The sequence below is a fragment of the Mycobacteroides immunogenum genome (genome assembly GCF_001605725.1).
Classification (GTDB): Bacteria; Actinomycetota; Actinomycetes; order Mycobacteriales; family Mycobacteriaceae; genus Mycobacterium; species Mycobacterium immunogenum.
The window spans coordinates 2774670-2801636 of sequence record NZ_CP011530.1; the positions used below are offsets into that span (position 1 = coordinate 2774670).

Consider the following 26967-nt stretch of genomic DNA (forward strand, 5'->3'; position numbering starts at 1 on the left):
TCGAACAGGGGAGTTGAGTGAGTGCCACCGCACTGCGAGATCGAAGTCGAACTCGAATGGAACTGATCGACGCCACCCGCCGGCTCATTGATAGCAGTGGAAGAACCAGGTTTGCCGTCAAAGACGTGTGCGACTCCATCGGGTACACGCGAGGTGCGTTTTACTCCAGTTTTGAGTCAATGGACGACCATCTTGTCGCCGTTCACGAACGTCAAAACGCCGATCTGATCGAATCTGTTGCGGCGGCGCTTGCTCACGCGCGTAGCGTTGTCGATGACACTGGTGACCTTTTGGCATTCGTGAACACGTTCATCTCGACGATTACGGTCGATCGAGGCCGCCTCGCTTTACAGTCGTCGTTAACTGCACGCGCACAACACAACCCGCATCTGGCCGATCAGCTCACGTCGCAGCGGGATCGGCTTCGTCAGACTCTAGAGCCGTACCTGCTGGACGTGGTCGACCGCGCAGGGCGCGAATTGACCACTGACGCCACGACTTTCACTCGTGCGGTCATGGCGGCGCAATCAGGTGCCGCAGCACAGCTGATAGCGCCCGACGATTCGGACGACCTTCGTCCGTTACTGGTCGCTACAACCATGATGGGGCTCAGCCGGCCACAAGCGACCGGCTAGGGGCGGGTCGCTTTCCTTGGTATGCCCTCAGCCTGGAAGGGCAAGATGGAGGATCGGATACGGCCTACCGTCCCCGTCGAGTTCACTGCGACCGACTTGTGAGAACCCGCGGCTCAGATAGAAGCCGAGTGCTCCCACGTTCTGTTCGTTCACGTCAACCTTGATGACGCCGTCCTTCGCGATCGTCTCGGCGAGGAGCAAGCTTCCGATTCCGCTGCCGCGGGCGTCGTCCGTGACAAACAGCATTTCCAGGTTTCCCTCTGCGGTGCCCGCGAAGCCGACGGCCCGTCCGTCGCGTTCAGCGACGGTGAGCGTGACCGCGGGGAAGTATGCCGAAGCCAGATTGCTTTCGATGCGCTGGAAGTCGGACTCCGCGAGAAAATCGTGCGTCGCACGTACCGCGCTGCACCAGATATCGACCAGTTGGGGGTAGTCGCCGGGTCTACGCGCTGTACGCAGGAGGACGTCACCGTTGTTCGTGGGCATCGCGACATCCTTACGACACCGCCGCGGGGAGTCAACCGGATATCTGCGCAGAACTGTCGGTCGGATTACATGGATCAGGGCGGACTCCTGCCGTGGAATGCCGTGCTACCGCGATCTTCTGGCCGCCCGCTCCTCGGGCGTGGTCGCTCCCCAGATGCCGTGCGGCTCAGCGGAGTCCAGTGCATAGCGACGGCATTGGGCCAGCACGGGGCACGTACCGCACAGCGCTTTGGCAGCGTCCTCACGGTCCCGGCGGCTAGCGCGTGGCTCATCCGAGGGCGGAAAGAAGATATCGGTGGGCAATCCGCGGCAGCGGGCGCCGAGGCGCCACTCCGCCTGCATCAGCGAGGGTGTCTGTCGTGGACTGTGGTCATAGGCGGCGGGTGTAGCTATCGCGTCGTTCGCGGTTATCCGCGAGGGCGACGCGGACAGAACGGCAAGCGTGGCGTGTGCGTCCAGCTCGGTGCAATGTTGCAGCTGCATAAGCAGTCCGATGGCGCGATGGACTGATCGTGCATTGTCGGTCATTCGCGTTTCCTGAGTTTGGGGTCGCCGGGAACGGGGTTGCTCGACGGCGCGGCGGCCAGTCTGGTATACATTACCGGTAACGATAACCGTTATCATTAGTGAACTACCGCCTGCTCGGACCGCAATCGGGGTAATTTGATGCGAAGTCCGCGCACACAGGATGCTCACGGCGGAAAGGTGACTGGCATATGGCATGGCATGCGTTGTTGATCAAGGCAGCCTCGACAGTGGCGACCGGAGCCGTCGGAGTCGCGGCCTATGAAGTCCTTCGCAAGGCCGCCGCGAAGGTGCCTGTACGCGACGCGAGCGTCACCGTTGCCGAGTGGTCCTTGCGTGGCGTACGCAAAGCCGAGGAAGGCGCCGAACGCGCCCGGCTCGCCGTCGGAGACGTTGTCGCTGAGGCGCGCGAACGTATAGGCGAGGAGGCTCCGCCACCCACTGCGGTGGATGCCGAACACGACCACGACCACTGAGCCACTTGTGGTAACCATCGAGTCGAACGCAGCCGGTCGGCTCCGGGTCACCGCCAAGCAATTCCGGGGCGACGTACGTCGAGCGGTAGCGATCGAGGACGCACTGGCGCAGGTAGCGGGCGTTCGTGCCGTGCACGCCTACCCACGAACAGCTTCGGTGGTCGTCTGGTACTCGGCCAAGCGCACCACGACCGGCGATATGCTTGCGGCGCTCAAGGAAGCCCTTGAATTGGTTCCGCCGCAAACACTTTCGCGTATGCCGCACTCGGCAGACGTGCGCAACGCGGACGTGATCCGAATGGCCGCAGGCGGTCTGGCCTTGGTGTTTCTGGGTATCCGCCGCTATCCGCTGGGGCGGCCACCGCTACTGGGTCCGGCGAGCAGGCTGGCGGCGACCGGGGTGACGATTTTCACCGGGTACCCATTCCTCAAGGGGGCGCTGGCCTCACTACGTGGCGGGCGGTCGGCCGGTACCGACCTCCTGGTCTCGGCGGCTACCGTGGCCAGTCTGATCCTCCGTGAAAACGTCGTAGCGCTCACTGTGTTGTGGCTGTTGAACATAGGGGAGTACCTCCAGGACCTCACGCTGCGCCGCACCCGGCGCGCGATCGCGGACCTGCTGTCGGGCGGACAAGATACGGCCTGGGTCCGCCTCGCGGACGGCACCGAGGTTCAGGTGTCCACCGACTCACTCACCGTGGGTGACGAAGTCATCGCCCACGAGCAGGTGGCTATACCGGTCGACGGACAGATCGTGGAGGGCGACGCCATCGTCGACCAGTCGGCGATCACCGGCGAGACCCTGCCTGTCAGCGTCGCCGCGGGCGCCATGGTGCACGCCGGTTCGGTGGTGATGCGCGGCCGTATCATCGTGCGCGCCTCCGCCGTCGGAAGTCAGACCATCATCGGCCGGATCATTACGCGTGTCGAAGAGGCGCAACAAGACCGCGCGCCGATCCAGACCGTCGGGGAGAATTTCTCCCGACGGTTCGTACCCGCCTCATTCCTGCTGTCGGCTCTCACCCTGGCCGTGACCGGCGATGTACGGCGGGCGATGACCATGCTGCTGGTGGCGTGTCCGTGTGCCGTCGGGCTGGCAACCCCCACTGCGATCAGTGCGGCCATCGGAAACGGCGCGCGTAGGGGAATCCTGGTCAAGGGAGGCTCGCATCTGGAGCTGGCGGGCCGGGTAGACGCGGTCGTGTTCGACAAAACAGGAACCTTGACCGTCGGCCGGCCTGTCGTCACGAACATCGTTGCGTTCGATGCTGATTGGGAGCCGGAGCAGGTACTGGCCTATGCGGCTAGCTCGGAGATCCATGCTCGGCATCCGTTGGGTGAGGCGGTGATCCGGTCCACGGAAGAACGCCACATCAGTATTCCTCCGCACGAAGAGTGCGAAGTGCTTGTCGGCCTGGGGATGCGCACTCGCGCCGACGGGCGCACCCTGCTGCTAGGCAGCCCGGCATTGCTCCTCAAGGAACAGGTTCACGTCACCGCGGAGGCTGAGCAGTGGGTCGCCCGGTTGCGGCGCCGCGCCGAGACCCCCTTGCTGCTTGCCGTCGATGGCGTCCTCGTCGGGCTCATCAGCTTGCGCGATGAGATTCGTCCGGAAGCGTCTGCGGTGCTCGACGCGCTGCGCTCGTCCGGAGTGCATCGGGTGGTGATGCTGACCGGTGATCACGCCGAGACCGCGCGGGCGGTCGCCGACGAACTGGGCATCACCGAATGGCAGGCCGAGGTGCTGCCCGAGGACAAGCTCCAGGCGGTCAGCAGACTGCGCGATGAGGGGCATGTGGTGGCAATGGTGGGCGACGGCGTCAACGATGCCCCGGCGCTGGCGGCCGCCGATATTGGAATAGCCATGGGACTCAACGGAACCGATGTGGCAGTGGAGACCGCTGATGTTGCGCTGGCCAGCGACGACCTGCGGAGGCTGCTCGATATTCGGGGGCTGGGCGGACGGGCCGTCTCGGTGATCCGGCAGAACTATGCGATGTCGATCGCGGTAAACGCCATCGGGTTGGTGGTCGGGGCCGGAGGCGCACTATCTCCGGTGCTGGCGGCCATTCTGCATAACGCATCCTCGGTGGCGGTGGTGACCAACAGCTCGCGTCTCATCGGATATCAGCTGGACGATAGTCAGCCCACCCGATAGGCAGCACAGCCCGCTCATCAATGAACACCGCCGAGAAGGCGAGTGCTCATCAGCTGGGCGGCAACCATGACCGCGCGTTCAGCTTGGTGGCGGGCAGCATCGAGAGCGAACTTCGTGGGAGGGTTTCCGAAGCCGGCGACGTGTCCAGCCCCGTGGGGGTTGCCGGACAGCATCTGTTCCACTAACGGAACTGGGGCAGTAAAGCCGGGCGGCACGATGATCCCGCCCCAGTGAGTGAAGATCGTCGTGAAGTTCGTCAGGGTGGTTTCTTGGCCGCCGTGTGTGCTCGCGCTGGAGACAAAGGCTCCGTACACCTTGTCTGCTAACTTGCCCGCGCGCCATAGGTCGCCGGTGCTGTCGATGAACGTCTTGAGCCCAGCGGCAATAGTGCCGTAGTGACTGGGCGTCCCGAACAGGACAACATCAGCCCATTCCATGTCCGCGCTGCTCGCCGCTTCGACGGACAGCAGGCGTACGTGGGCCCCAGTCGTGGTAGCGCCCTCCGCGGCCGCTGCGGCGAGTGCTTTGACGCTGCCGGTTTCGCTGTAGTAGATCACTGCGACGTTAGTCGTCGAGTTTCCTGTGTCCCGAACGGTCATCGGCGCGATCGTTTGCTCACTCATGCCTCAATCCTGGGACTGGACCGAATGATCCGTCCAAGATCGGCTGGGTAGGCGCCGATACCGCATGGGTATCGATAGTGGTGGAGGCCAGATATGGTGACCCGATGGAGACGCGCGAGTTACGGTACTTCGTCGCTGTCGCCGAGGAGCTGCATTTCGGGCGGGCAGCGCAGCGGCTGGCGATCGCGCAACCACCGCTGTCGCGGGCTATCCAACAGCTCGAACGGCGCCTTGGGGTGATGCTGCTCCACCGCAATACCCGCGCAATCTCTCTGACCGAAGCTGGGCAGGTTCTGCTGGTGGAGGCTCGGGCGGCTCTGGAGGCAGTCGAAGCCGCTCAGCGCCGCACTCGTCGAGCCGCTGCCGAGCGGCCCGGCATTGTGTTGGCCACCAAAGGGGGAGCCTCCAGCGAACTATTGTCGAGGCTGCTGGATGCCTACGCCGGAGAGTCTGGCGCCGTCGATGTCGAGGTGGTGTTGTGTGGGCCCCGCGAGCAGGAAGGAATGCTGCGCGACGGGCGCGCCGACGTCGCGCTACTCCAGCGGCCCTACGACGCGACCGCCGGATTCGATACTGAGGACCTGTACACCGAACAGCAGGTACTGGTGCTACCCGCGGGCCATCCTCTTGCTCATCGAGCACACATATCGACCGCCGAGGTCAAGGTGCTGATTGACCTGCCCATGCCGCGCTGGCCGCGGCCGGACGGCAGCTATTGCGACGGCCCCGGCCCACGGGTGCGCGATCACACCCAGTTGTTTCAGCTGATCGCGCTCGGGCGGGTTTGCGCGTTCGTGCCAGAGTCACTCCGCGCGTCGCTGCGCGACGATCTTGTCACCGTGCGCGTACCCGACGCTCCGGCCGTTACAACCGTGATCGCCTGGCCGCCACTGAGCCGATCCCAAGCCGTCGCTGATCTCGTCCGCATCGCGACAGGTTTCTCGTCGGCACAATCTGTCTAGCCCTATTCGCCGGTACTGCAACATGTTAGGTCCCGTGGCGCATTACTAGACGTCATCCAGAGTGGGGAAGCAGTCCGAATGTCTGGGCCGTTGTCACCGCCGCGGTTCGGTCGCAGACATCCAGTTTGTTGAATGTCCTGAGCAGGTGGGTCTTTACCGTTGCCTCGCTGATGAACAGGGCGCGACCGATATCAGCATTTGTTGCGCCTTTGGCCACATGGGTGAGTATCTCGATTTCTCGTGCCGAAAGATTCGGTACCGCGGCGCGTTGGTGGGTTGACCGAGTCAGACGTTCGGCAACTGATGGCGCCAATACCGTATGACCAGTGGCAGTTTGGCGCACCGCGTCGGCAAGTTGGTGCCGGCTCGCGTTTTTGAGGATGTACCCCGCGGCACCTGTTTCAACGGCGCGAACGATATCCGAATCTGATTCATAGGTGGTGACAATCAGGATTCGGGTGCTGGGTTGGACGCTAAGAATACGTTCCGTTGCCCAGACCCCGTCTTGGCCGGGCATCCGCAGGTCCATGAGAATGACGTCAGGATGCAATGTTTGGGCGGCAGCAACTGCTTCGAGTGCAGAGCTTGCTTCTCCGATGACGGTGAAATCCGGTTCCGCATCGAGCATCCCACGGAAGCCCTCCCGGACAACGGGGTGGTCATCGACAAGCAGAATCGTTGTCATCGCATAACCTCCGCATACAGTCTGGTGCCGCCGTCGGGTTCGGCTGAGATTGTTAGTTCCCCGCCGACCGCTGTGAGGCGCGCCCGCATACCGCGCAGCCCAAAACCTTCGGCCTGATCGACGGAGATCCCGACACCGTCGTCAATGATCAGCAGTTCGATGCGACCGCGCGTAGATCTCAGCTCGACCCGAACAGCTTGTGCCTGGGCATGTTTACGTACATTCGCCAATGCTTCCTGGGTGACTCGCAGCACGGCAACATCGACTGCGGTTCCCAGCGCTGGCAGCGCCGGGTCTATCCATATTGTGGTCGCGATGCCGGTTTCTGTCATGAATCGGTCACACACCCGGCGCAGCGCGCCAACAAGCACATCGTCACGGAGTGCGTCGGGTGTCGAGTTCTCGACCATCATGCGTGCCTCGGTCAAGTTCTCCTGTGCGCTAGAACTGATCAGTTCCAGATGTTTTCGGGCAGCTATCGGGTTGGCTTCTAGCTCGGCGTCGATAGCCTGGGCCAGCGCGATGATGCTGGTGAAACCCTGTGCCAGGGTGTCATGAATCTCCCGAGCGAACCGCTGCCGCTCATCGGCGGCCCCGGCCGCGTGAGACAACTGGGCCAGTTCAGCGCGCTGCCGCACGATGATGTTGAACGTTGTGCCCGTCACCGCCGACGCGATCATGGCGACCAACGTGGCCACCGCGACCAGGGGAAGATTGAAGAATCGTGGCGCGATCAGCTCGATCACCAGGGGCGCGACGTTGGCCACGGCAACCAGCATGAGCGCCGACGTCAGAGGCAACAACGAAAGCACGACAGGGTAGAGCGCCGGGATCGCCATCACTGCGGCAGGAGCGAGCCACACCGCAGATATGCACAGCGCCACCACAATTGCCGCAGCAGCGAGCGTTCGAAAAGTGAGTTCGCCCGTGCCCGGGGGAGTGCGCGCGAAGGCCACTGCGCAGCCCAGAAAGGCGACCAATGTCGCTGCGGCGGCATCGGGGCTACCTTGAGAGCTATCGGTCGGCAGCAGGACAGCGACAATAGCCAACGCGCCGATGCCGACTACGTAGGTGTACCAGATCGACGGCCGCCCACCGGCCGGACCGGTCTCATCCATGGAGCGATGCTAACCCCGCGAGGTGCGCTCTTTACAGGGGATTCAGTCGTTCGGTTGACCCCCGCCCACCGGTGACGGCGCAAGATCGCCCTGTGGGTATCACTGTGGAAGAAGGCAAGTCGGTTCCTCCAGGGTCTTGCCGGACAAGTTACTCGCTGGACCCTGGCTCATGACCGGAGCGGTAGTGGAGCCAGAGCAGGCGACAGTGGTCGTCTATCCACGGGACGCGTCGCTGTATCAGCTCTTCGCGCAATGCGTTGGGCGGTATCCGCAGCGTGTTGCCGTGCGCTCGCGGGACGAGGTACTGACCTATACGCAGCTGCACGCGCACGCTGAGTCGATGGCCGCACGGCTACTTCAGTTGGGCGTTCAGCCCGGGGATGCGGTAGCACTGGCGACGGTGCGATCGGTACAGATGGTGGTGGGCATCTGGGCAATCCTGCGGGTGGGCGCCACCTATGTTCCGATAGATCCGGCCTTGCCGCCCAGACGAATTCAGGCCATCTTGCACGAAAGCGGCGCCCGGGTCTGCCTGACGGCGGCGATGATCCGGGTGGAGGACGATGACGCCGAGGTCTCGGCTCTGCCGCCGCTGGGGCCACCCGTGGCTCCGGCCTATGTCATGTACACATCGGGATCCACTGGAACCCCTAAGGGAATCGCCATTGCTCATCACTGCGTGACACGGACGGTGATCTCGCCGAACTACGTCACCGTCACCCCTGAGGACAACGTCCTACAGCTGGTGAACTACGCGTTCGACGGATCGGTGTTCGACATTTTCGGCGCCTTGCTCAACGGGGCCACACTGGTGCTGTCTCACCATGATGACGCCACCGACCCCGAACGCCTCGCGAGCATCATCGAGGAGTGCGCGGTCACCATCGCATTGGTCACCACCGCGCTCTTCAACGCCTACGTCGACATCGATCCCGCAATCTTCGCCCCGTTACGCAAGGTGCTGTTCGGCGGCGAACGCGCCTCGGCTGCACACGTCAACAGAGCTCTCAGTCGGCTGGGTCCAGGCAAGCTGGTCAACGTCTACGGCCCCACCGAGGCCACCGTGTTCACCACCACCCACACCGTCAACGCCCCCATGGACGAGGTGCCGATCGGGCAGCCGCTACCCAACACCCGCCTCTACGTCCTCGACAGTGCGGGCCGTCCCGCCGCGGCTGGTGTTCCTGGGGAGCTCTACATCGGCGGGGAAGGTGTCGGCTATGGCTACTGGCGAAACTCGCGGCTCACCAGCCAACGGTTCGTGCCGGAACCCGGCATACCGGGCGCGATCATGTTCAGGAGCGGAGACTTGGTCGAGCGGGCCGAAGATGGCGAATTGATCTATCGAGGGCGTATCGACGAGCAGATCAAGCTACGCGGTTTTCGCATAGAACCCGGGGAGATCGAATCACGGCTCCAGGAACACGTCCTCGTGAAGCAATGCGTCGTCGTGGTCAGCGGCGATCAGCTGGTGGCTCACTACACCGGCTGCCAACCCGTCGATGGCGCCGAACTCAAGAATCACCTTCGGGAAGCCTTGCCCCACTACATGATCCCTGATCATCTCGCGTACGCCAGCCAACTTCCGCTGACCCCCAACGGCAAGATCGACCGCCAACGACTCGCCGCGGAAACCGCGACGCCGCCCTCGCGCACGTACGTCCCGCGACGGCACGGCTCGGAGCGAGAGGACGTGATGCACCGGCTCTTCGCGGACGTGCTCGACGTCCCCGATGTGGGGCCGGACGAGTGCTTCTCCGACATAGGCGGCAACTCGATCGTTGCGATGACGCTGGCGTCGCGTCTGACCCGTGCCGGGTATCCAGTGACGGCGCGCGAGATCCTGCACCACCAGACGATCGACGCATTACTGGCGGAGATATGCGACGTGGCCGGGGGCGGAGGCGATTCCGGGACATTCGACCCGGATGGACAGCCAGTCGTGCGCCTCGACGACGACGTGCCTGGCTTGCTCGATGAATCACTCGCCGGCAATGGCCAGCTCATCGGGGGCACTCCCGTGATAAAGGAATACGCGTTGACTGCCATGCAGGAGCTGCAGATTGGCTTCGACACCGCGGCCTGCTTCGCGATGGAACCCCTGCGACGACCGCTTGACCTTCTTTCTCTTCGAAAGGCCTACGGCGCCTTGATCACCCAGCACGGGCTGCTTCGGAGTGTACCGGTGGAAGGGGATGACCGTCACCTATGGCGCGAGCATGACTACCGCGCGGAGGATCCGCCTCGGGTCCCGATAATCGACGCGACCATCTACGCCGCGACGGATTCCGCCCTGCCGACGCTCATCGAGGAACTCAGCACGCGCATCTACTCAGGCTCGCAGTTATTGCATCAGCTCGCCGTAGTGCGAGTGGACGGAGACCAGCACCTGCTCGCATGGATCGTGAGTCACGTCATCTTCGACCAGGTTTCCCAGGAAATTCTCTCCCGGCACCTGATCCGTCACTATGACGTCGTGCGCCAGGGGCGGTCGCCGTTCACCGAGGCGCCGTCGTTCGAGGACTACGTTCGCCAGTTGGCCCGCGGCCCCCAAGGACTTGACGTACCTGACGTCGTCCGGGCGTTTCGACTCGAAGACTTCCACCGAGCCAAACAGTCCACGAAGCCTGTGGTCGCGGCGACTGGATCATCCTCGGCCACCAACTTCACCATCGTGGTGCCGCTGCACAGCGCTTGGCAGAAGGAGCATCCATTGGACGTGGCGCTCGGTGTTCACGCGAAGGGTCTTCAAACATACTTGCAGATGGACGAATTGCCGCTCTTGTTCGTGACAAACGGTCGTCAGTACGAAAATCGGCGGTACTACGACACGGTCGGCGAATTCACCGACATGGTCCCGATGCTGGTGAATGCGCGCGAGTCCGTACACGCGATCACCCAGTCCATCGTCGAGCGCCTCGAGCTCGCCACGCGGCACAACGTGAACTTCCTGCACTTGATGCTGGACCCTGAGTCGCAGGCGTGTTGGTCGGACGTCGGCCGGCTCGTAGACGCCGGCGAGGATTTCGCGGACCTCGATACCTTGATGTTCAACTTCCTCGGCGAAGTCGAGGAACTTCCCGCCGATTCCCTTGTCGAGACGAGTTGGGTCACGCCGCACCCATTGCCCATCCAGACACTGCTCAACGGCATTACCGCAGTGTCTTCCGACACACTGCTGTGCACGTTTCGCACGAGTTGTGCGGTGGACGTGCCGCGCATCCGCGCGTGTTTCGCCCACGCCGCGTCGGAGTTGCCGTGACAGCGACCGGCCCGCACCCTCTCACACCCGCGCAGCGACGGATGTGGATCGTGCATCAGTTGAATCCCGCGAGCACCGCGTACAACTCGCCCGTCGTAAGAACGCTGCGGGGACGGGTCGATCCCCAACGGCTGGAACAGGCACTCAGTGAACTGGCGCGTCGGCACGACCAGCTTCAGGTGTCCTTCTCGCTACTCGGCAGCGAACCAGTGCAGACGATCACCGAGGTCGAGTCACCCGAGTTTCACTATCTGGAAGATATTGCGGCAGAGGATGTATCACGAACAATCACTGAATTCATCAGGCCGTTCGCGCTGGATCAGGCGCCATTGCTGAGAGTGGCTCTGCTCCATGTGCCGGACGGCGCGGACGGCATGCCTTCCTACGTCCTTGTGATGGATCTGCACCACATCGTCTGCGATCTCTCCTCGGAGGAGACTCTCGTTCACGACTTGCTCGCGTTCTATCACGACCTGCCGCTACCCGAGATCGGCGTCTCCTTCGTCGAACACGCGCGCAGGGAGATCACCCGGTCGACCGCATCCTCACAGCAGACGGACGAAGACTTCTGGTGTTCGACGCTGGCCGGCGAGCTACCCGTGCTCCGGCTGCCTACCGATCACCGTCGGCCCGCAATCTTCGACTTCCGTGGAACGATTCGCCACTTCCCGGTGGGCATCGAGCGGACTGCGTCGTTGCGCGCCTTCGCGGCGTCGCAAGGAGTCTCAATAGAGGACGTGGCGCTCACCGCAGTGTTCGTCTTGCTGGCCAAGTACAGCTTCCAGGATGACCTCATCGTCGGCGTACCACGGGAGTTCCGGCCCGAGGATGGCCTAGCGGAGGTTGTGGGCCTGTTCTTGAACACGTTGCCGATCCGGGCGGACGTGCGCACAGATAAGGCCGTTCAGACCTTGCTGGCCGAGGTCTCTGATTCGATGCATGAGGCCAGTCGGCATTTCCGTTGTGACGTCGGCCATTTGGTGGAGCGACTGCGGCCGCCGCGTGATCCGAGCCGGAACCCTCTCTACGATGTTCTGTTCTTCCATCACCGTGTGCGAACTCGGACCTACCGCACGCTCAAGGCGACGCCTCGTCAGTTCCGTCACGACAAGGCGGAGGTCGATCTCACTTTCGGCCTGCTGGAAACGGACGATCGCCTGGAATTCTCCATCGAGTTCGCCACCTCGATCTTCGACTCTTCAACCATCGACCGGATGACAAAACACCTTCTTGCCGTTCTGGATTCGATCGTCTCTTCGCCCGAGATCGCCGTGGGCGACATCGACGTCCTCGACGAGAACGAGCGGCGACTGATCGCGTCGTTCAACGGCACGACGCGGGATTTTCCTCAGGGCACGATTGATAGCCTGTTCGAAGAGCAGGTGGCCCGCTCACCTGAACGCCCGGCAATCCGCTGCCGAGGTGAGACGGTCCGCTATCGCGAGTTGGACGCGCGGGCAAACAAGATGGCGAACATGGTGCGAGCGCATGGCGTCCGCGCCGGTGACGTCGTGGCACTGCTCGCGCCCTCCTCGTTGGATGCGGTGGCGGGCATGCTGGGCATCCTCAAGGTTGGCTGTGCCTACCTGCCCATCGCGCCGAATCTCCCCACCGGGAGGATCGCGGACATGCTGTGCTCCGCAGGGGCAAAACTGGTTCTCGTCGAACATGTTCCGGCTGGTGAGTTGGACGCCGACGTTGTCGAACTCCGTCTCGCCGAGGATCATTGCGCTGAGCCGCAGCCGCCGCCGGAATGCGATCCCGCCGCGCTCGCCTGTGTGCTGTACACCTCGGGCTCCACGGGACGTCCCAAGGGCACGTTGGTGCGGCACTTCAATGTGGTGCACACCGTCGTGGGCAGTAACTATCTCGAGATCCAGCCGACCGACCGTCTTCTTCAGTTGGCCGGCCTCGGGTTCGACGCGTCGCTACTGGAGGTGTTCGGCGGCCTGCTGAACGGCGCGACCGTGGTGATCGCCGACCAAGCATCGCGGCGAGATCTCGGCCACATCGCCCATCTGCTCGATGAGGAACACATCTCTGTCACGTTCATGACATCCGCTCTCTTCAACGCAATGGTCGACGAGAAGCCGAGCGCTTTGAGCGGACTGCGCGCGATCCTGACAGGGGGCGAGTGCGCCTCCGCCGATCACATGCGGCGAGCATTGCGCTACCTCCGCCCCGGCGTGTTGTCGCACGTCTACGGCCCCACCGAAGGCACAGTCTTCACCACGTACTACCCGGTCGACGAGGTGGCCGACGGTGCGACCACTGTTCCTATCGGATACCCGTTGTCCAACAGACGGATATCGATCGTGAACGGCCGATCTCCGGTCCCGGTAGGGGTCGTCGGCGAGCTGTGCATCGCGGGCGACGGCCTGGTCGCGGGATACCTGGACCAGGCGCTCACCGCAGAGCGGTTCGTCCATATCGCGGGTGACCGGTGGTATCGGACAGGAGACATCGCGAAGTGGCGGGACGATGGCGCCATTGAGTTCATCGGCCGCAGGGACCGGCAGGTGAAGATCCGTGGCTTCCGGATCGAGCCAGAGGAGGTCGAGGCCGTCCTGCGGAGCCATCCCGGGGTGCGGGAGGCCGTCGTGGTCGTCGATCACGATCCGCGGGGAGACAGGCGATTACGGGCCCTGTACACGCGGACCACCGGCCCCGTGCTCGCCCCGGAAGTGCTGGCCGCACATGCCAGAGGAAGCTTGCCGGACTACATGATCCCGGCACTCATAACCGAAATCGAAGCCTTTCCACTGGACGGCAACGGCAAGATCGATCGCAGGTATCTGCCGGCGGTTGCCGAGGAAAACTCTTGTGCGGCAACGGAGCACCCGCCAGTTACCGAGGATGAGAAGGCGATCTCGACAATCTGGATGGACGTGCTGAACCTCAGGGGCGTGGATATCCATCAGGACTTCTTCGAGTGTGGAGGACATTCCCTGACCGCGACGATCCTGGCCAGTCGGCTGGAGTCAGCCCTGCGCATGCCCGTCAGGCTCAGCGACATCTTTGAACGCCCGACGATCGCCGAACTCGCGACCCACCTTGCCGGTATTTGTCGCCCTCAGCGGCCAGCTCACCGGGTGCCGCGGGGCCCGACGCTGCCGTACTATCCGCTGAGTTTCGCAGAGCGCATGGTGTATGCCCATCAGCACGCGGTCACGCGAAATCACGGTTATCACTCCATCTTTCCGATGCTCATCGCCGGTGTCCTCGATGTGGTGCGCCTGGAGAGCGCGCTGCGCGCCGTCATACGACGGCACGACGCGTTTCGCAGCGGATTCCAGCTACGCGAGGGCATTCCGGTCAAGACGGTGGCCGACCATGTCGACGTCCAACTGGTACAAGCCGAGGGAACCGAAGCCGACGTCGCGGCCCTTGTCGCGGGGCTTCGCGAGGAGTACGACCTGACTGCGCCGCCTCTGTTTCGGGCCAGCCTGTTGAAGGTGGGGGAGCAGCGGTACATCTTCGTCCTGGCCAATCATCACCTCGTCTCCGACGGCGTCACCGAGGCCTTGTTGATGAGGGAGATCAGCCTGCTCTATCGCGGTGAGTCGCTGAATCCGTGTGCGCTGCGGTACACGGATTACACGCTGTGGCAGCAGCGCCGTTGGAGCGATGGCGGTTATCGGGAGCAGGAACGGTTTTGGCGCAAGCAACTCCGCGGGCCGTTACCGGTGCTGGAGCTACCGCTAGACCATCCGCGCCCCGCCGAGATGAACTTCAACGGGCACACTGTGACTCTGCAATTGGACCCCGCACAGACTCGCCAGCTGCGTGGAGAGGCTGCCGCGCATCGGACGACGTTGTTCACGATCTTGTTCGCCGCATACACCGTTTTGCTGCATAAGTACTCGGGTTGCGAAGATCTGGTTGTCGGGGTACCCGTGGCCAACCGCACCCACCCCGACGTGGAGTCGATCGCCGGCATGTTCGTGAACATGGTGCCCTGGCGGACCTGGCCCAGGGCTGACGTGCCCTTCGGGGACCACGTCGAGGCAATCAAAGCGGCGGCGGTGGCCGTGTTCGAGAACCAGGAATACCCGTTCGAACGGATCGTCCAGCAGGTCCAAGGCCACAGGGATCCGTCTCGAAACCCGCTGTTCGACACCATGTTCGTGTTCCATAGCACCGGCCCGGCGATCCTCGACATCGACGGACTGCGCATCGAGCCCTATCCGGTACCCGAGACCTCGGCCAAAGTCGACTTGACGCTCGAGGCGGTCGAGTACGCCGACGAGATACGACTGTCATTCACCTATGCGACGGCATTGTTCCACGAGGACACCATCGCGCGGATGGCGAAGTCCTTTAATCATCTGATATCGGAGATCATCGCCCATCCGGAAAAGCACATAGGCCTGCTGAGGTGCCTTCCTGAGGGAAATGACCCCTGCGCCCTCGGCATGACGGGCTCGTCAGTGGTGACGTATGCGAAGGATGCGTCGCTGTATCAGCTCTTCGCGCAATGTGTTCGGCGATACCCGCGGCGTGCTGCGGTGCGTTCCCGCGATGGGGATCTGACCTACGCGCAGCTGCACGAACGCGCCGAGGCGACGGCCGTACGTCTGCAGGAACTCGGTGTGAGCCCGGGGGAGCCGGTGGCACTGATGACACCACGCTCGGTGGAGATGGTGGTGGGTGTCTGGGCGATCCTGCGGGTGGGTGGCACCTACGTTCCGATCGATCCAGCCTTGCCGCCCAGACGAACTCAGGCCATCCTGTGCGACAGCGGCGTCCGGGTCTGCCTGACCGTTGCGATGATCCAGGCGGCGACGCGCAATGCCGAGAATTCGGGCCTGCCACCGTTGGGGCCGCCGGTGGCACCGGCATACGTCATGTACACCTCAGGATCCACGGGGATACCGAAGGGGATCGCGGTCACCCATCACGGCGTGATGCGCACGGTCATGTCACCGAACGACCTCACCGTCACCCCTGAGGACAATGTCCTGCAGTTGGTCAACTACGCCTTCGACCTATCGGTGTTCGACATCTTCGGCACCCTGCTCAACGGCGCTACTCTGGTGCTGCCTCACCATGACGACATCACTGATCCCGAACGTTTGGCGTCCGTCATCGACGAGTACGCCGTCACTATGGTGATGATGACCACCGCCTTGTTCAACGCCTACGTGGACATCGATCCCGAAATCTTCGCCCCGCTACGCAAGGTGCTGTTCGGCGGTGAGCGTGCCTCCGCCGCGCACGTCGACAAGGCCTTCGCCCGTCTGGGCGCAGGCAGGCTGGTCAACGTGTACGGACCCACCGAGGCCACCGTGTGCAGCACCACCTACACCATCGATTGCGCCGTGGACGACGTTCCAATCGGGAAGCCACTACCTAACACCGTTCTCTACGTTCTGGACTCGCGGCGCCAGCCCACCCCGCTCGGCGTGCCCGGCGAGCTCTACGTCGGTGGCGACGGGGTAGCCCTGGGCTACTGGGGAGCCCCCGCGCTCACCAGCCAACGTTTCGTTCCCGACCCCTGGACCCCGGGACAGGTCATGTACAAGACCGGAGACCTCGTCAAATGGCGCAATGATGGAAACCTGCTCTACCTCAAGCGCATTGACGACCAAGTCAAACTGCGTGGCTTCCGCATCGAACCCGCTGAGATCGAAGCCCACTTGCATGCTCACCCCGACATCGGACAATGTGCTGTCGTCGTCAGCGGAGACCGCCTTGTCGCTCACTACACCAGTGCGGAAACCCTCGACGACGCCGATCTCAAGACCCATCTGCGGGCATCTCTGCCTTGCTACATGATCCCCGACTACTTCGTCCGTGCTGCTCGACTTCCGCTCACCGGCAACGGAAAGATCGACCGCCGCGCACTTGGCATCCGACCGATCACGCGGTCGCCATGTCGCACCCACACGCCACCGGACCACTTCATAGAGAAGCTGCTTGTTACCGTGTGGTGCAGTGTTTTTGGGCTAGATGCGGTGAGCATCGACGAGAATTTCTACGCGCTGGGCGGGCATTCATTGAAGGCGCTGCAGATTGTCAGCCTGCTGCGGTCGCGGGGTTATACGGTGTCCGTGAGCGATCTGTTTCGGCACCCAACCATCCGCGAGGTGACGCCGGTCGTGCGGCGTCTCGGCGCCGCGGCTTGCGCGCCACTCGGGGCGACGTCACTGGATGGCTTCCCCTTATCTGCCGTGCAAAACCGCTTCTTTCAACGCGATCTGGTCGATCGCAACACTTTCAACAGCCCGTTCCTCGTGGAATTGATGGAACCCGTAGCCCCCGACATCGTCGAAGAGGCTGTGCGCTCGATCGCGCGCCGGCACCGCATCCTCACCGCGCGCTTTGAGGAGTACGGACCGGGCCGATGGCGTCAGCACTACCAAGAGTCCGAGCCGAGGAAGTGTTTTGCGCGAGTCGACTTGGGACGGCTGCCGGCGTCGGAACACAACGCTGCCATTCATGCGTACGGTTCCGCGCTACAGACCCAATTCGACATCGGTACAGGGCATCTGTACCGCGTCGTGCTCTTTGACAATTACTGTCACGGTCGCCGACCGGTGATTCTGTTCCTGTTTCACCATCTGGTATTCGACGGTGCATCGCGGGAAATCGTCCTCGACGAGTTTCGGCGTCACTGCCGTGGTGAACCGATTCCCACCAGCCGTGCCACTCCCTACGACGAATGGTGTCTGCGCCTGCGGCGTTACGCGAACGACGGATCGTTCGCGACGACCGCGGCCGAACTGCAGACCATGGTGGCGCGAGGGGAGCCCTTCTTGCCGGACTCGAACCCACGGCCGTTTGCATTTCAGCGGGAGATGCTCCACCACACCACCCGCCCCCTTGATGGCGTCGTGGATGTGTTGCGCCTAGACCATGCGGTAGAGGCTCTGCAGGCCAACGCGTTTCACCTCCTACTGGCTGCCTTCGGTCACGCCTGTCACGAGCTGCAGCCACGCACGTCACTGCCGCTTTACGTGATGAGCGCCCAACGCGAATCGTTCCTTGAGGATGTCGACCTGACAAGATCGGTGGGATTCTTCGCCGGCGCGTACCCCGTCGTGCTTGATATCTCACCCCATGACATCGATCAGACGGCGCAGAACGTGAAGGAGGCACTTCTCGGCGTGCCAAAGGGAGGCCTGGACTACTTGGTCACCCGTTTCATGCCGCTCGGCGGCGGACGGTACGACGGACTCGACCATCCGTACCCGATGCTGTTCCACTACGCCGACGAACGCGACAGCGCCTCGCATGAATTCTGCGTACCGTTGAAAGTCCCTGTCGGGTTGACTCATTCGCCCCGAAACCCGTCCGCTTACCTCATCAACGTCACCGCCACGCTAGACGCGGCGGGCCTGGGGCTAACCGTCTACTACAGCGGCGCCCACTTCGATCAAATCACCATTAGCCGACTCACTAGCTCGTTCGAGCGCCACCTGCGGGACATCGCCCGAATCAACCTGCACCAGGAGGTCATCCGATGAAGATCTTCGAATACAGCCCCTTCTTCAACGAGCGCGAGATCGCCGAGCTCAAGATCAAGGAGGCCAGCCACTGGATCGACGAACTGCACCTGTGCGAGGCGAACAAAACATTCAGCTACCAGGACAAGCCGTTCAACTTCGACATCGCCCTCGTGAACGACAGCGTCAAGTACCACCGGTTGCAGGCTGAGGGCTGCTTCGACCCCGTTCGGCCGGACGCTTCCTATTTTGACTTGGACACCTGTGGCGCCGAGGGTTTCGACGAGTGGTACTGGGACCTGCTCGCCAACAACTCCGCGTACTTCAACGAGGCAGTCCAGCGCAATCAGTGCACGCTCCTGAGGGATTCGGTCGGCGACGACGACATCGTCATCCTCTCCGACGTCGACGAGATCCTCGACAGCCGTCAGGCCGATCGCATCATCGATGCGGTGAAGCAGCACCAGATCATCACCGTGCGGATGCACTTCTCGGTGTTCTACCTGAACCTGTTCTGCGACAAGAGCCACGGTGCGCAGGACTTCAGTTACCGCACCTACGTAATGACCGGCAGGTACTTTCGCAAGATGCCCTTCAGCGGCGACTATCTGCGCAAGAAGGGGATCGCCGAGGCGCTCATGGATAGCGTGCACTGCCCCGAGGATTTCCTCGGTTTCCACCATTCGTGGTTGCAGCATCAAAGCCATGCGTTCGCCAAGCTGCAGGCCTTCGAAGCCAACATCGCGGACAAGGAGATCGTCCGAAGCGACTTCGCAGACCAGTGCATCCGTGACCTACGGTTGCCTTACATCGACGCAAACCTCTACGTCGATGACGGCAAGCCGTTCCTGCGCTCAGTCATGGAGTCGGACACGGAAGGCTTGTGGTTCGACAAAGTGAGCCAACGTAGCGGCGCACGTTGATGAGACCGACCGACAGTGGGGTAGTGGCCGCCGTCCAGGTGGTCTAGAAGCCGAGAGCACTGTGGAACATCGCGACGGCGCAACGATCAGCATTGGAAACCGCAGCGCTACCCTGGATACCGCCCGACTCGCGGCGGGCGCCGTGGTCACTGTGCCCGATGGCCCGTTCGGTCACGTGTACGTCGTCAAGGGCGGCGTCGACTTCGAAGCCCATGGAACGCTGAACCGCGGACACGGCGTCCGTCCCACCGCAGAGCGGTTGGTGGTGAAGTCTGCGCGAAGCACACCCACGGCATTCACGCTGGAACTAGGCAGAGTTCGATGGTCCGGCCCTGCTCTAGTATGCCTGGCCATCTTTTCTTGAAAATTGAGCAACAGTTCGTCCGGATAATGTTTGGCCATTCAATAGCTTCGAAGCACGAGCCGATTCTCCTCGCGTTGGGCCCAGACGACAGCTCGACATTCTAGAAACCTTGGGTAGCGAGCAGCGCAGTCCGAACCCACGGCGGTGTGCGACTGATGTCTACGGCTTAGCCTGGCCGTCAACGCTAAATGATCGGGTGAGCGGTTCCAGCAAGCTGGCCATTCGAGTCGCAAGTTCGTCAGCGGAAACATCGAATTTTCCTTGGCAATAAGCAAAAGTCAGATCTAAGCCACCCGCGACGATTATCCGCAGTGCCAGCTCCGCATCGAGGGGGTCGACAGCCTGGTCCTGGAACAGAATCGAATGATTGGCAAGATACAGATCAAGGATCTTGCGCCCGACGTGCGCACGAGCGCGTGCCGCTTCACCGTCGTCGGCCTCACGCCCGAGAACATGACGAAGGCCTGGGTGTGCGGCGTCCAGTTCTGGAGCCACACTCAGCGCGGCTCGTAGCCGGCTGGTGAGGTCGGTGGCGAGGGCGACTTTGGTCAGCACCGCGCCGATGTATTCGTCGGCGAATGCGTCGTAAACGCCTCCGAGCAGTTTGTCTGTGTCGGGAAAGCTCTCATAGAAGTAGCGCTCGGATAGCTGTGCTTGGCGGCATACGGCAGTGACGGTGATCTGGGCGAGTCCTCCCGATTCCAACAACTCGCGGGTGGCGGCCAGTAGGCGTATCCGACGATCTGCGCGCCGCTGATCGGCACTCATTCCGCCGTAGGTCCGTTGTGCCGTCACGTGTCGATGCTAGTAGAACGACACGGAAGGAGTATCTGACAAGACTCTTGCCAGAATGGCTTAAGGCGTGCACTATGGCTAGCCGGACCAAAAACAAGGGGAGCTATCGCCATGACTGCCGCACGTGCTGAACGCGACACCATCGACAGCGGCGAGGAAACTTCGATGATTGTCGACCCCCGGTTTATCCCTTTGGCCATCAAGTTCTTTCGGGTGTTCAGGTCCCGTCGTGCAGGTGGCGGTGCTCTCGCGGTCTTTTTGCGCGGCAGGCCCGTGCTGGATATCTGGGCAGGCGACATCGGGCCCGGCAACCCGTGGCGTCGTGACACGATGGCGATGTCGTACTCGACCGGCAAGGGAGTGGCGGCCACAGTCATCCACCGCCTAGTTGACCGTGGACTGATCGACTACGAGCAGCCAGTTGCGGACTACTGGCCCGAGTTTGGTTCCGCCGGGAAAGGGTCGATCACTGTCCGGGAGCTGCTGAATCACCGCGCTGGACTGCACCGCGAACGTGGACTTGTGCCAGGGAATGGATTCTTTGACCACGACACCGTCGCCGCAGCACTCGCAGCGAGCTCTCCAGATCCGCGCCGGCTGCGCCTGCAGGGATATCACACGGTGTCGTTCGGGACTCTTGTCGCAGAGCTGGCACAACGCGTCACGAACATGCCTTTCCCTGAAATTGTGCAGACCGAGCTCAGCGAGCCTCTTAGCGAGGCTGATTTCTGGTTCCGAGTCCCGTGCGAGGAGCGTGCTCGGATCGCCCCGTTGTTCCCGGCGGTCCGCGTTGCCGGGCTCGACTATGAGAACTTCGCGGCGGCAGCTGGACGGTACCGACGCGGCAGCGCGCTGGTTGAGAGCATTCCGGCTGGACTGGTCGGGTCGCAGAATCACCCTTCGGTCCACGACGCTGTCCAACCGGGCTGGAACGGGGTGTTCACAGCTCGTGCTCTCGCCAAGATGTATGGCGCGCTTGCCAACGCCGGTGAAGTCGAAGGCATTGAGTACCTCAGGCCAGGGACCGTTGAGCACATCGCGGAGATGCGTCCCAACAGCCGCTATGACTACGTGCTCGGTGTCTCGCCGCACCACTGGCTGGGCTACCACCGCGCGCTACTGCGGGGCGGGCCGACCTCCAGCGGGTTTGGGCATTACGGTACCGGCGGCTCAGGTGGCATGGCGTTTCCTGCGTCGGGTTTGTCAATAGCGTTCGTGACCAACCATCTCGGTAGTCGTCTCACCGCCGTTGGCGACCTTCGGCTGCCGACGTTCGCTTCGATAGCCTGCCGACTTCTCTAACCAAAAAACAACCAATTGCATCGAAATACTTTGTAGCAGTAAAAATTCCAGCAATAGAAAGGTGCGCTGTGGTTGCGAGTCCGCTAGGTCGGGTCAGTGGTAGGCGTTGGTCGCCCGCCGAGATAGCACTCATAACAGCCGACACGCTCACTGATCATGAGATTGCTGCCCGAACCGGTCGATCCAATCGCGCGGTAGCAGCTCAGCGTCGACGTCTCGCGCAAAAGCGCCGGATGCGACTGGGGCTTTATCCTTTCCGCCGCCGCACCAGAGAGACGACGATGACCCCGTTCTCGGTGCTGCAGCACCTTCCACTGCCTACTGGTCCGGTAGAACGTCCCGACTGCAGGTGAACACTGCGCGGGCTTGCGGCCGAGAAAAATTGGGCAACAGGTGAAAACGGCGTCAGGGGAGCCGGTGGCACCTTGGGCTCAGACCTTCACTCCAATGGCTCGGGCGTGAATGTGAGGTCGACCCCGCTTACGGTCATCGTTACCTGACCTTCGATCACCATCACCTGTGCTGAGACCCGTCGAGCGACAGTCTGGGCCAGTTGCTGCACTGCTGCATGCGGTATCTGCACTACCGACAGGTTCGACAGCCCCGCCACTTTGGGGCCGACGGTGCGCCACCAGGTGGTCACGCCGGCGGCGAATGGGAAGAGCAGCACCCGATCGGCCTGGCTGGCCGCTTTGCCCAATGCGCGTTCATCGGGCTGGCCGACGTTGATCCATTCCTGGATCCGGCCGGTGTAGTCAACTAGCCGCAAGTCCGGCACACCAGGAGTGGACAGGCCTGGCCCGAACTCCAACTCCCCGTCGACGTCGCTGAGTCTGTGTGCACGGAGTCCAAAAGCCAACAACCGCACCACCATCCGCTCATCGGTCTCACTGGGATGACGGGCCACGGTCAGTGCGTGATCGGCGTAGTAACCGTGATCGATATCGGAGACGCCAAGTTCGACTTTGAAGACTGTTGCAGAAAGGGCCACGTCATAGTGTCCACCCAAGTGGTGCCCACCGAGCAGTCGGGCTACATTCAGTGGTCAGGCCGCCGAGCCAGACGTCAGTTCGAGTCGCCACCCAGGCACGCAGCAACCTCTCGATACAAACGTGCGGAATTCATCAGAAGTGGCAGGGGAGAGCGGCCCCTCCTAGACCTACGCGCAACCCTCTACCGCAGGGGCGCGTAGATTCTTTGAGAACAATCCGAGCATCTAACGCAGCATTCAACGAAGGTCATCATGTCCGAGGATCAGAACACAGACGTTCCACCGAATCACCTCTCCATCGATCCGCGTAGCGCCTTCTATAGCGAAGAGGTGCTTCGCCGCGACGTGGGTATTCGCTTTAATGGTGTCGAGAAAACCAATGTTCACGAATACAACGTGGCCGAGGGTTGGGTGCGTGTTGAAGTCCCCACCGCGAAGGATCGCCGCGGAAATCCGATGGTCGTCAAGCTCAGTGGCACGGTGGAACCTTTTTTCCGCTGAGCAAAATGCGGACGCCCCGGGATTTCTGGCGCGGCTGTCAACCGGCCTCGGCGGTCGGCTCGTGACTCGAGCGGCAGCGCGCACGTTACAACGACTATCTGCGATTCAATTGAGTTGCGGCGGGCGAGAGACGCCGCCAATCGTCCGGCGCGGAGGTGGGCGTTTCGCGGCGAAATCGCTGAGGACCAGCCACATCAGTGCTTAGACGCGTACTCGACCTTGGTGACGATCCACCGGTTCTTCTGGTACTCGAGAGCGGTGTCCCAGGTCCCGTGCGTGGTCTGCGGTGCAGGGCTTCGAGGTGTCGTTACCGACCAGGTGATCTGTGACTCAACACGGGCGTTGGTATCGGAGCACTCGACCTGCTTGCTGGTCAGCTCGGCGATATGCGAGACGTATCGATCTGCGCCCGGAATCGAGCTGACGGAGTGGAATGCCTGTTCGGACTGCGTGTAAACCTCGGGGGATAGATATTCCTTGAGCGCGGGCAGGTTCTGATCTGCCAGACCGGTGAACTCGAAGCTCAGGCGGGCAACCTGCTCGGCGGCGGCAACCGTAGTGTCGCAGTGGTTCGAGGCGCGTCGGATCACGAAGTAGGCGGCGGTGCCCCCCGCGATCAGTAGTACTGCGACAGCTCCGACTACCCCCCATCGCATCCGGCGGTTCCCGGACGCCGCGGCGGAAGGCGTGGGGGCCGGCAAGGCCGAGGCGACGCTCTGCGATTCAGCAGACTGGCCAGACTGTATGCCCGTTACTGCGGGTCCATCGGAAGCCAGCGGTGCAGCGAGTTCTGCTACCAGCGCGCGCAGCTGGCCATCGTCGTCAAGATTGATCTGCTGCTTGAAGGCCTGGTCGGCCACTGACACCAGCTGGTCGCCGCTGATGGTTTGCCCCGTCAGCGCGGTGATCCGCTGGGAAAGCCCGTTGAGCCGGTCGTGCGCAGTCATGCTCGCCACCCTAACGACTCCTTCACCGTCCCTGCGGCCACCGGGATCCAGTTGACGGGCAAACTACTGCGACATGCTATTTGGCCATCTTTTCCCGGACTCTAGGCCGGACCCCGCCTATGGAGGCGTTGCTCGTCTACTGAGCCGTAGATGGGCTGCGTAGCTGCGACAGTGTCTCGGCCCAGTGGTCGGCGAGGTGTTGGCGGCGGCGCGAGTCGTCGTTGAGCATGCCCGCTAGGCCAAGTCCACGCGCGCAGTCCAAGAATGCCTGAACCGTAGTTCTTACGGTGGCGTTGTTGCCATCGAGTTCGAGCACGCTGATCAGCGCCCAGAAGCCGCGGGCACCAACCTCTAGTTCCATGGCCGCAACGCGTGGCTGGAGGATGGGGTCGTCGCTAGCCGCAATGCAGAGTTGCAGCGCTGCTTTGAAGGTGGGGCCCTGGTGTAGTTCGATGATCTCACGAATGATCGCGCGGGTCTGTTCGAGGTTGGGATGCCGCGTTTGGACGAGCGCTTCGATCTGGTGCACGCGCATGTTCAGGATGTATGAGATGGCGGCGGTGAACAGGCCGTCGCGGTCTTTGAAGTGATGCTGAATCGCTCCACGGGTCACGCCGGCGCGTGCGGCGACCTCGGCCACACTGGCGTTACGCCAGCCGCTGGTGGACAGAACGTCAAGGGCTGCGTCCATGATGCGCTGGTGGGTGGCGATGCCGTTTTCGTTTTGGGGCGCGCGGCCACTGCCGCTGGCCGGCGTCATCAAAGGCTTAGAGATCGACGGTTAGGCGGCCGGTCGCACGTGATACGCATGGCAGGAAGTATCCCGCGTCCATCTCGACCTGACTCAGTGAGGTGGACCTGTGGTCGACTTCGCCGTTGAGCACACGTACCGCGCAGGATCTACAGAATCCCTGCTGGCAGGAGTATGTGGCATCGGGGCGAGCTGTCAGGATCGCCGAAAGTGCCGTCTGATCTGCTGCGACCGTGACTGAGTCGGACGAGGATGAGAACGCAATCTCGAATTCCCGACCGTTCACCACCGGTGCCGCAGAGAACCGCTCGTAGTGAAACTCGACGTCTGCACGGTCAGAGACAAAGTCCTCGACCGCAGCGGTCACTGGGGCAGGTCCACAGATGTAGACCGCCGAAGAGCCGGCAAGTTCACCGCATAGCATTTCGGCGGTAGGCGGGCCACAATCGTCGTCGAAGTGAATCGTGACTTTGTCACCAAATTCCTCAAGTTCATTCAGGAACGCTGTTGACTCGCGGCTTCGGCCGCAGTAGATCAGTGACCACTGCGCCGAAACCTGTTCCAGGACGCGAATCATCGGCAAGATCGGGGTGATCCCGATACCGGCTGCGATGAGTCTGAAGGCCTCGGTGCGCTGGTTATAGCCACCCACTGCCAACGGAAATGCATTGCGCGGCTTGCTGATATTCACCACCGTTCCGGGGCGAAGGTTGGTGTGAACCTCGATGGATCCGCCGCGGCCGTCGTTAACCTGCCGGACGGCGATGCGGTACCGAGTCGAGTCGGTGGGATCTCCGCACAGCGAGTATTGCCGTAGCAGGCCGGACGGTAGTTTGATGTCGATATGTGCCCCCGGTGACCACACAGGCAGGGGAAGTCGATCGGGGCGGACGAGCGTCAGAGCCATCACTGAGTGATCAGGACTGACGTGGTCCTGCGCTTCGACCGTTGCCTCGAAGAATTCGTTGGTTCCGGTCGGCATCGGCGGGACGGACGTGTACCGGTCGAGCCAGTTAAGGGCGTTGTAGCCAATTGTCATCAACACCATCAGCGGATCGCGTTGATACTTGCCGTGAGCATGCGCAGGTACGGCCAGCCTGCGATATTTGGTGAACATGCGAAGAGGCTCCTATGCGGCGGCCGTGCGAGTCTCGACAGTGGCGAGATAAGACAGGGCTTGTGCCATCGATCCCGTCTCGTCTGGCTGGAAACGAGGCTTGAGGTAATCGAATGCCGACCCGAGAACCATTGTCAGCGTGGGGAGCAGGCCGCGATGCCCGTCCCGGATGACGCTGTACAGCACTTTGAGTCTGGACTTCGGAGCTTGTGGGTCGTTCTGCACCAAATACCAGATGAACCGGCTAGAGATCCAGATGACCAGAGGGAACACCATCAACATTGTTCGGACGCGCCGCCAGTAACGGCGGTCGAAGTACATGGCGACGTCCCAGGCTACCGTTCGATGCTCCATTTCTTCGGCGCCGTGCCAACGGAATATGGCTGACATGTTTGGGTCGGCTTGATATTGATTCCAGCGGCAATTCAGCACGAAGTGGCCGAGAAACGCGGTGAAGTTCTCGAAAGCTGCGGTGATGGCGAGACGATTAATCAGGTGTTGACGTGCCTGCTTCGGAGACCGAAATGTACGGGGCCCGAGCATATTCGCCAGCATGTAGCGCGATTGAGCAAGCAACGGCTCGGGGTTGATGCCGTTGCGTTGGAAGAAATCGTCGAGGGACTCATCGTGGGCGTTGGCGTGCATGGTCTCTTGCCCGATGAAGCCCAACACGTCCTCGCGCAGTCTGGCGTCGGCAATATGGGGCAGTGCTTCTCGGAACGCGGCGATGAAGAAGCGTTCCACTTCAGGAAACAGCAAGTGGTAGGCACTGATGGTGTGCGAGGCCACGGGGTGTCCCGGGATCCAGTGCAGTGGCGTCACGCTGAGATCGAATGCTACGTTTCGTGCTTTGAGCTGCAGCGGACCAATGTCGACCGTATCCATAGGGAAACGATCC

At 62.3% G+C, this 26967-nt stretch carries 21 protein-coding genes; 9 read left to right on the forward strand and 12 right to left on the reverse strand.

Going from position 1 to position 26967, the window contains the following annotated elements:
- The first annotated feature begins 56 nt into the window (after window positions 1–56).
- Window positions 57–635 carry a TetR/AcrR family transcriptional regulator gene (locus ABG82_RS13565; RefSeq protein WP_078343861.1) on the forward strand — a complete coding sequence of 193 codons (579 nt, stop codon included), beginning with the start codon at window positions 57–59 and terminating at the stop codon, window positions 633–635.
- Window positions 636–662: 27 nt separating this feature from the next.
- Here ABG82_RS13565 and ABG82_RS13570 read toward each other — a convergent pair whose 3' ends face one another.
- Together ABG82_RS13570 and ABG82_RS28975 are read right to left on the reverse strand one after the other, a co-directional pair.
- Entirely contained in the window at window positions 663–1121 is a 459-nt protein-coding gene (locus tag ABG82_RS13570; RefSeq protein WP_043079634.1) for a GNAT family N-acetyltransferase, read from the reverse strand.
- 105 nt (window positions 1122–1226) lie between these two features.
- Window positions 1227–1649 (reverse strand): WhiB family transcriptional regulator, encoded by a 423-nt coding sequence (locus ABG82_RS28975; RefSeq protein ID WP_234708090.1) that lies wholly within the window; start codon window positions 1647–1649, stop codon window positions 1227–1229.
- Window positions 1650–1837: 188 nt separating this feature from the next.
- On the opposite strand from ABG82_RS28975, the gene ABG82_RS13580 reads away from it, so the two are divergent.
- Both ABG82_RS13580 and ABG82_RS13585 read left to right on the forward strand, forming a co-directional pair.
- The gene (locus ABG82_RS13580) at window positions 1838–2122 is read left to right on the forward strand and encodes a DUF1490 family protein (protein WP_043079635.1); all 285 of its coding nucleotides are present in this window, start codon (window positions 1838–1840) and stop codon (window positions 2120–2122) included.
- A 7-nt stretch (window positions 2123–2129) separates the two neighbouring features.
- Window positions 2130–4280: a heavy metal translocating P-type ATPase gene (locus tag ABG82_RS13585; RefSeq protein ID WP_407661874.1), complete on the forward strand. Its 2151-nt coding sequence runs from the start codon at window positions 2130–2132 to the stop codon at window positions 4278–4280.
- A gap of 17 nt (window positions 4281–4297) precedes the next feature.
- Here ABG82_RS13585 and ABG82_RS13590 read toward each other — a convergent pair whose 3' ends face one another.
- Window positions 4298–4903 (reverse strand): flavodoxin family protein, encoded by a 606-nt coding sequence (locus ABG82_RS13590; RefSeq protein ID WP_052511099.1) that lies wholly within the window; start codon window positions 4901–4903, stop codon window positions 4298–4300.
- Window positions 4904–5007: 104 nt separating this feature from the next.
- On the opposite strand from ABG82_RS13590, the gene ABG82_RS13595 reads away from it, so the two are divergent.
- Window positions 5008–5865, forward strand: a complete 858-nt coding sequence (locus tag ABG82_RS13595) for a LysR family transcriptional regulator (RefSeq protein ID WP_043079637.1) — start codon at window positions 5008–5010, stop codon at window positions 5863–5865.
- A 52-nt stretch (window positions 5866–5917) separates the two neighbouring features.
- Here ABG82_RS13595 and ABG82_RS13600 read toward each other — a convergent pair whose 3' ends face one another.
- Both ABG82_RS13600 and ABG82_RS13605 read right to left on the reverse strand, forming a co-directional pair.
- Window positions 5918–6550, reverse strand: a complete 633-nt coding sequence (locus tag ABG82_RS13600; protein ID WP_043079638.1) for a response regulator transcription factor — start codon at window positions 6548–6550, stop codon at window positions 5918–5920.
- A complete protein-coding gene (locus tag ABG82_RS13605; RefSeq protein WP_043079639.1) occupies window positions 6547–7668 on the reverse strand; it encodes a sensor histidine kinase in 1122 nt (373 codons plus the stop codon). The genes ABG82_RS13600 and ABG82_RS13605 overlap by 4 nt, the downstream gene beginning before the upstream one ends.
- 169 nt (window positions 7669–7837) lie before the next feature.
- Between ABG82_RS13605 and ABG82_RS13610 the strand changes: the two genes are divergently transcribed.
- Genes ABG82_RS13610 through ABG82_RS13620 form a run of 3 tightly spaced genes read left to right on the forward strand, consistent with a single transcriptional unit; the run spans window position 7838 to window position 19301 of the window.
- Window positions 7838–10930, forward strand: a complete 3093-nt coding sequence (locus tag ABG82_RS13610) for a non-ribosomal peptide synthetase (protein WP_052511100.1) — start codon at window positions 7838–7840, stop codon at window positions 10928–10930.
- Window positions 10927–18399: a non-ribosomal peptide synthetase gene (locus ABG82_RS13615; RefSeq protein ID WP_054417038.1), complete on the forward strand. Its 7473-nt coding sequence runs from the start codon at window positions 10927–10929 to the stop codon at window positions 18397–18399. Before ABG82_RS13610 ends, ABG82_RS13615 begins: the two co-directional genes overlap by 4 nt.
- Window positions 18396–19301: a glycosyltransferase family 17 protein gene (locus tag ABG82_RS13620; RefSeq protein WP_043079641.1), complete on the forward strand. Its 906-nt coding sequence runs from the start codon at window positions 18396–18398 to the stop codon at window positions 19299–19301. Before ABG82_RS13615 ends, ABG82_RS13620 begins: the two co-directional genes overlap by 4 nt.
- Before the next feature lie 43 nt (window positions 19302–19344).
- On the opposite strand, the gene ABG82_RS28265 is transcribed toward ABG82_RS13620, so the two are convergent.
- Both ABG82_RS28265 and ABG82_RS13625 read right to left on the reverse strand, forming a co-directional pair.
- Window positions 19345–19536, reverse strand: a complete 192-nt coding sequence (locus ABG82_RS28265; RefSeq protein WP_054173206.1) for a hypothetical protein — start codon at window positions 19534–19536, stop codon at window positions 19345–19347.
- A gap of 288 nt (window positions 19537–19824) precedes the next feature.
- Window positions 19825–20460: a TetR/AcrR family transcriptional regulator gene (locus tag ABG82_RS13625; protein ID WP_054491375.1), complete on the reverse strand. Its 636-nt coding sequence runs from the start codon at window positions 20458–20460 to the stop codon at window positions 19825–19827.
- A 111-nt stretch (window positions 20461–20571) separates the two neighbouring features.
- Here ABG82_RS13625 and ABG82_RS13630 point away from each other — a divergent pair, with 111 nt between their 5' ends.
- Window positions 20572–21762: a serine hydrolase domain-containing protein gene (locus ABG82_RS13630; RefSeq protein ID WP_043079642.1), complete on the forward strand. Its 1191-nt coding sequence runs from the start codon at window positions 20572–20574 to the stop codon at window positions 21760–21762.
- Window positions 21763–22201: 439 nt separating this feature from the next.
- Here the strand turns inward: ABG82_RS13630 and ABG82_RS13635 are convergent, their stop codons facing one another.
- Window positions 22202–22753, reverse strand: coding sequence for a YaeQ family protein (locus ABG82_RS13635; RefSeq protein WP_043079643.1), 552 nt, complete (start codon window positions 22751–22753; stop codon window positions 22202–22204).
- 252 nt (window positions 22754–23005) lie between these two features.
- Between ABG82_RS13635 and ABG82_RS13640 the strand changes: the two genes are divergently transcribed.
- Window positions 23006–23254: a DUF3297 family protein gene (locus ABG82_RS13640; RefSeq protein WP_005058085.1), complete on the forward strand. Its 249-nt coding sequence runs from the start codon at window positions 23006–23008 to the stop codon at window positions 23252–23254.
- Window positions 23255–23448: 194 nt separating this feature from the next.
- Here ABG82_RS13640 and ABG82_RS13645 read toward each other — a convergent pair whose 3' ends face one another.
- From ABG82_RS13645 to ABG82_RS13660, 4 genes are all read right to left on the reverse strand, one after another.
- Window positions 23449–24201, reverse strand: coding sequence for a hypothetical protein (locus ABG82_RS13645; protein WP_043079644.1), 753 nt, complete (start codon window positions 24199–24201; stop codon window positions 23449–23451).
- Window positions 24202–24337: 136 nt separating this feature from the next.
- A complete protein-coding gene (locus tag ABG82_RS13650; RefSeq protein WP_043079645.1) occupies window positions 24338–24961 on the reverse strand; it encodes a TetR/AcrR family transcriptional regulator in 624 nt (207 codons plus the stop codon).
- A 7-nt stretch (window positions 24962–24968) separates the two neighbouring features.
- Complete coding sequence (locus ABG82_RS13655; protein WP_043079646.1) at window positions 24969–26069, reverse strand: PDR/VanB family oxidoreductase; 1101 nt, start codon at window positions 26067–26069, stop codon at window positions 24969–24971.
- Window positions 26070–26081: 12 nt separating this feature from the next.
- Window positions 26082–26954, reverse strand: coding sequence for a metal-dependent hydrolase (locus ABG82_RS13660; RefSeq protein ID WP_052511102.1), 873 nt, complete (start codon window positions 26952–26954; stop codon window positions 26082–26084).
- Between the last annotated feature and the right edge of the window lie 13 nt (window positions 26955–26967).

Excerpts from the sequence above, each read along its gene's own strand:
- ABG82_RS13565 (WP_078343861.1), top strand. The coding sequence starts at position 57 with ATGGAACTGATCGACGCCACCCGCCGGCTCATTGATAGCAGTGGAAGA.
- ABG82_RS13570 (WP_043079634.1), bottom strand. The coding sequence starts at position 1,121 with ATGCCCACGAACAACGGTGACGTCCTCCTGCGTACAGCGCGTAGACCC.
- ABG82_RS28975 (WP_234708090.1), bottom strand. The coding sequence starts at position 1,649 with ATGACCGACAATGCACGATCAGTCCATCGCGCCATCGGACTGCTTATG.
- ABG82_RS13580 (WP_043079635.1), top strand. The coding sequence starts at position 1,838 with ATGGCATGGCATGCGTTGTTGATCAAGGCAGCCTCGACAGTGGCGACC.
- ABG82_RS13590 (WP_052511099.1), bottom strand. The coding sequence starts at position 4,903 with ATGAGTGAGCAAACGATCGCGCCGATGACCGTTCGGGACACAGGAAAC.
- ABG82_RS13595 (WP_043079637.1), top strand. The coding sequence starts at position 5,008 with ATGGAGACGCGCGAGTTACGGTACTTCGTCGCTGTCGCCGAGGAGCTG.
- ABG82_RS13600 (WP_043079638.1), bottom strand. The coding sequence starts at position 6,550 with ATGACAACGATTCTGCTTGTCGATGACCACCCCGTTGTCCGGGAGGGC.
- ABG82_RS13605 (WP_043079639.1), bottom strand. The coding sequence starts at position 7,668 with ATGGATGAGACCGGTCCGGCCGGTGGGCGGCCGTCGATCTGGTACACC.
- ABG82_RS13610 (WP_052511100.1), top strand. The coding sequence starts at position 7,838 with ATGACCGGAGCGGTAGTGGAGCCAGAGCAGGCGACAGTGGTCGTCTAT.
- ABG82_RS13620 (WP_043079641.1), top strand. The coding sequence starts at position 18,396 with ATGAAGATCTTCGAATACAGCCCCTTCTTCAACGAGCGCGAGATCGCC.
- ABG82_RS13630 (WP_043079642.1), top strand. The coding sequence starts at position 20,572 with ATGACTGCCGCACGTGCTGAACGCGACACCATCGACAGCGGCGAGGAA.
- ABG82_RS13640 (WP_005058085.1), top strand. The coding sequence starts at position 23,006 with ATGTCCGAGGATCAGAACACAGACGTTCCACCGAATCACCTCTCCATC.
- ABG82_RS13645 (WP_043079644.1), bottom strand. The coding sequence starts at position 24,201 with ATGACTGCGCACGACCGGCTCAACGGGCTTTCCCAGCGGATCACCGCG.
- ABG82_RS13650 (WP_043079645.1), bottom strand. The coding sequence starts at position 24,961 with ATGACGCCGGCCAGCGGCAGTGGCCGCGCGCCCCAAAACGAAAACGGC.
- ABG82_RS13655 (WP_043079646.1), bottom strand. The coding sequence starts at position 26,069 with ATGTTCACCAAATATCGCAGGCTGGCCGTACCTGCGCATGCTCACGGC.
- ABG82_RS13660 (WP_052511102.1), bottom strand. The coding sequence starts at position 26,954 with ATGGATACGGTCGACATTGGTCCGCTGCAGCTCAAAGCACGAAACGTA.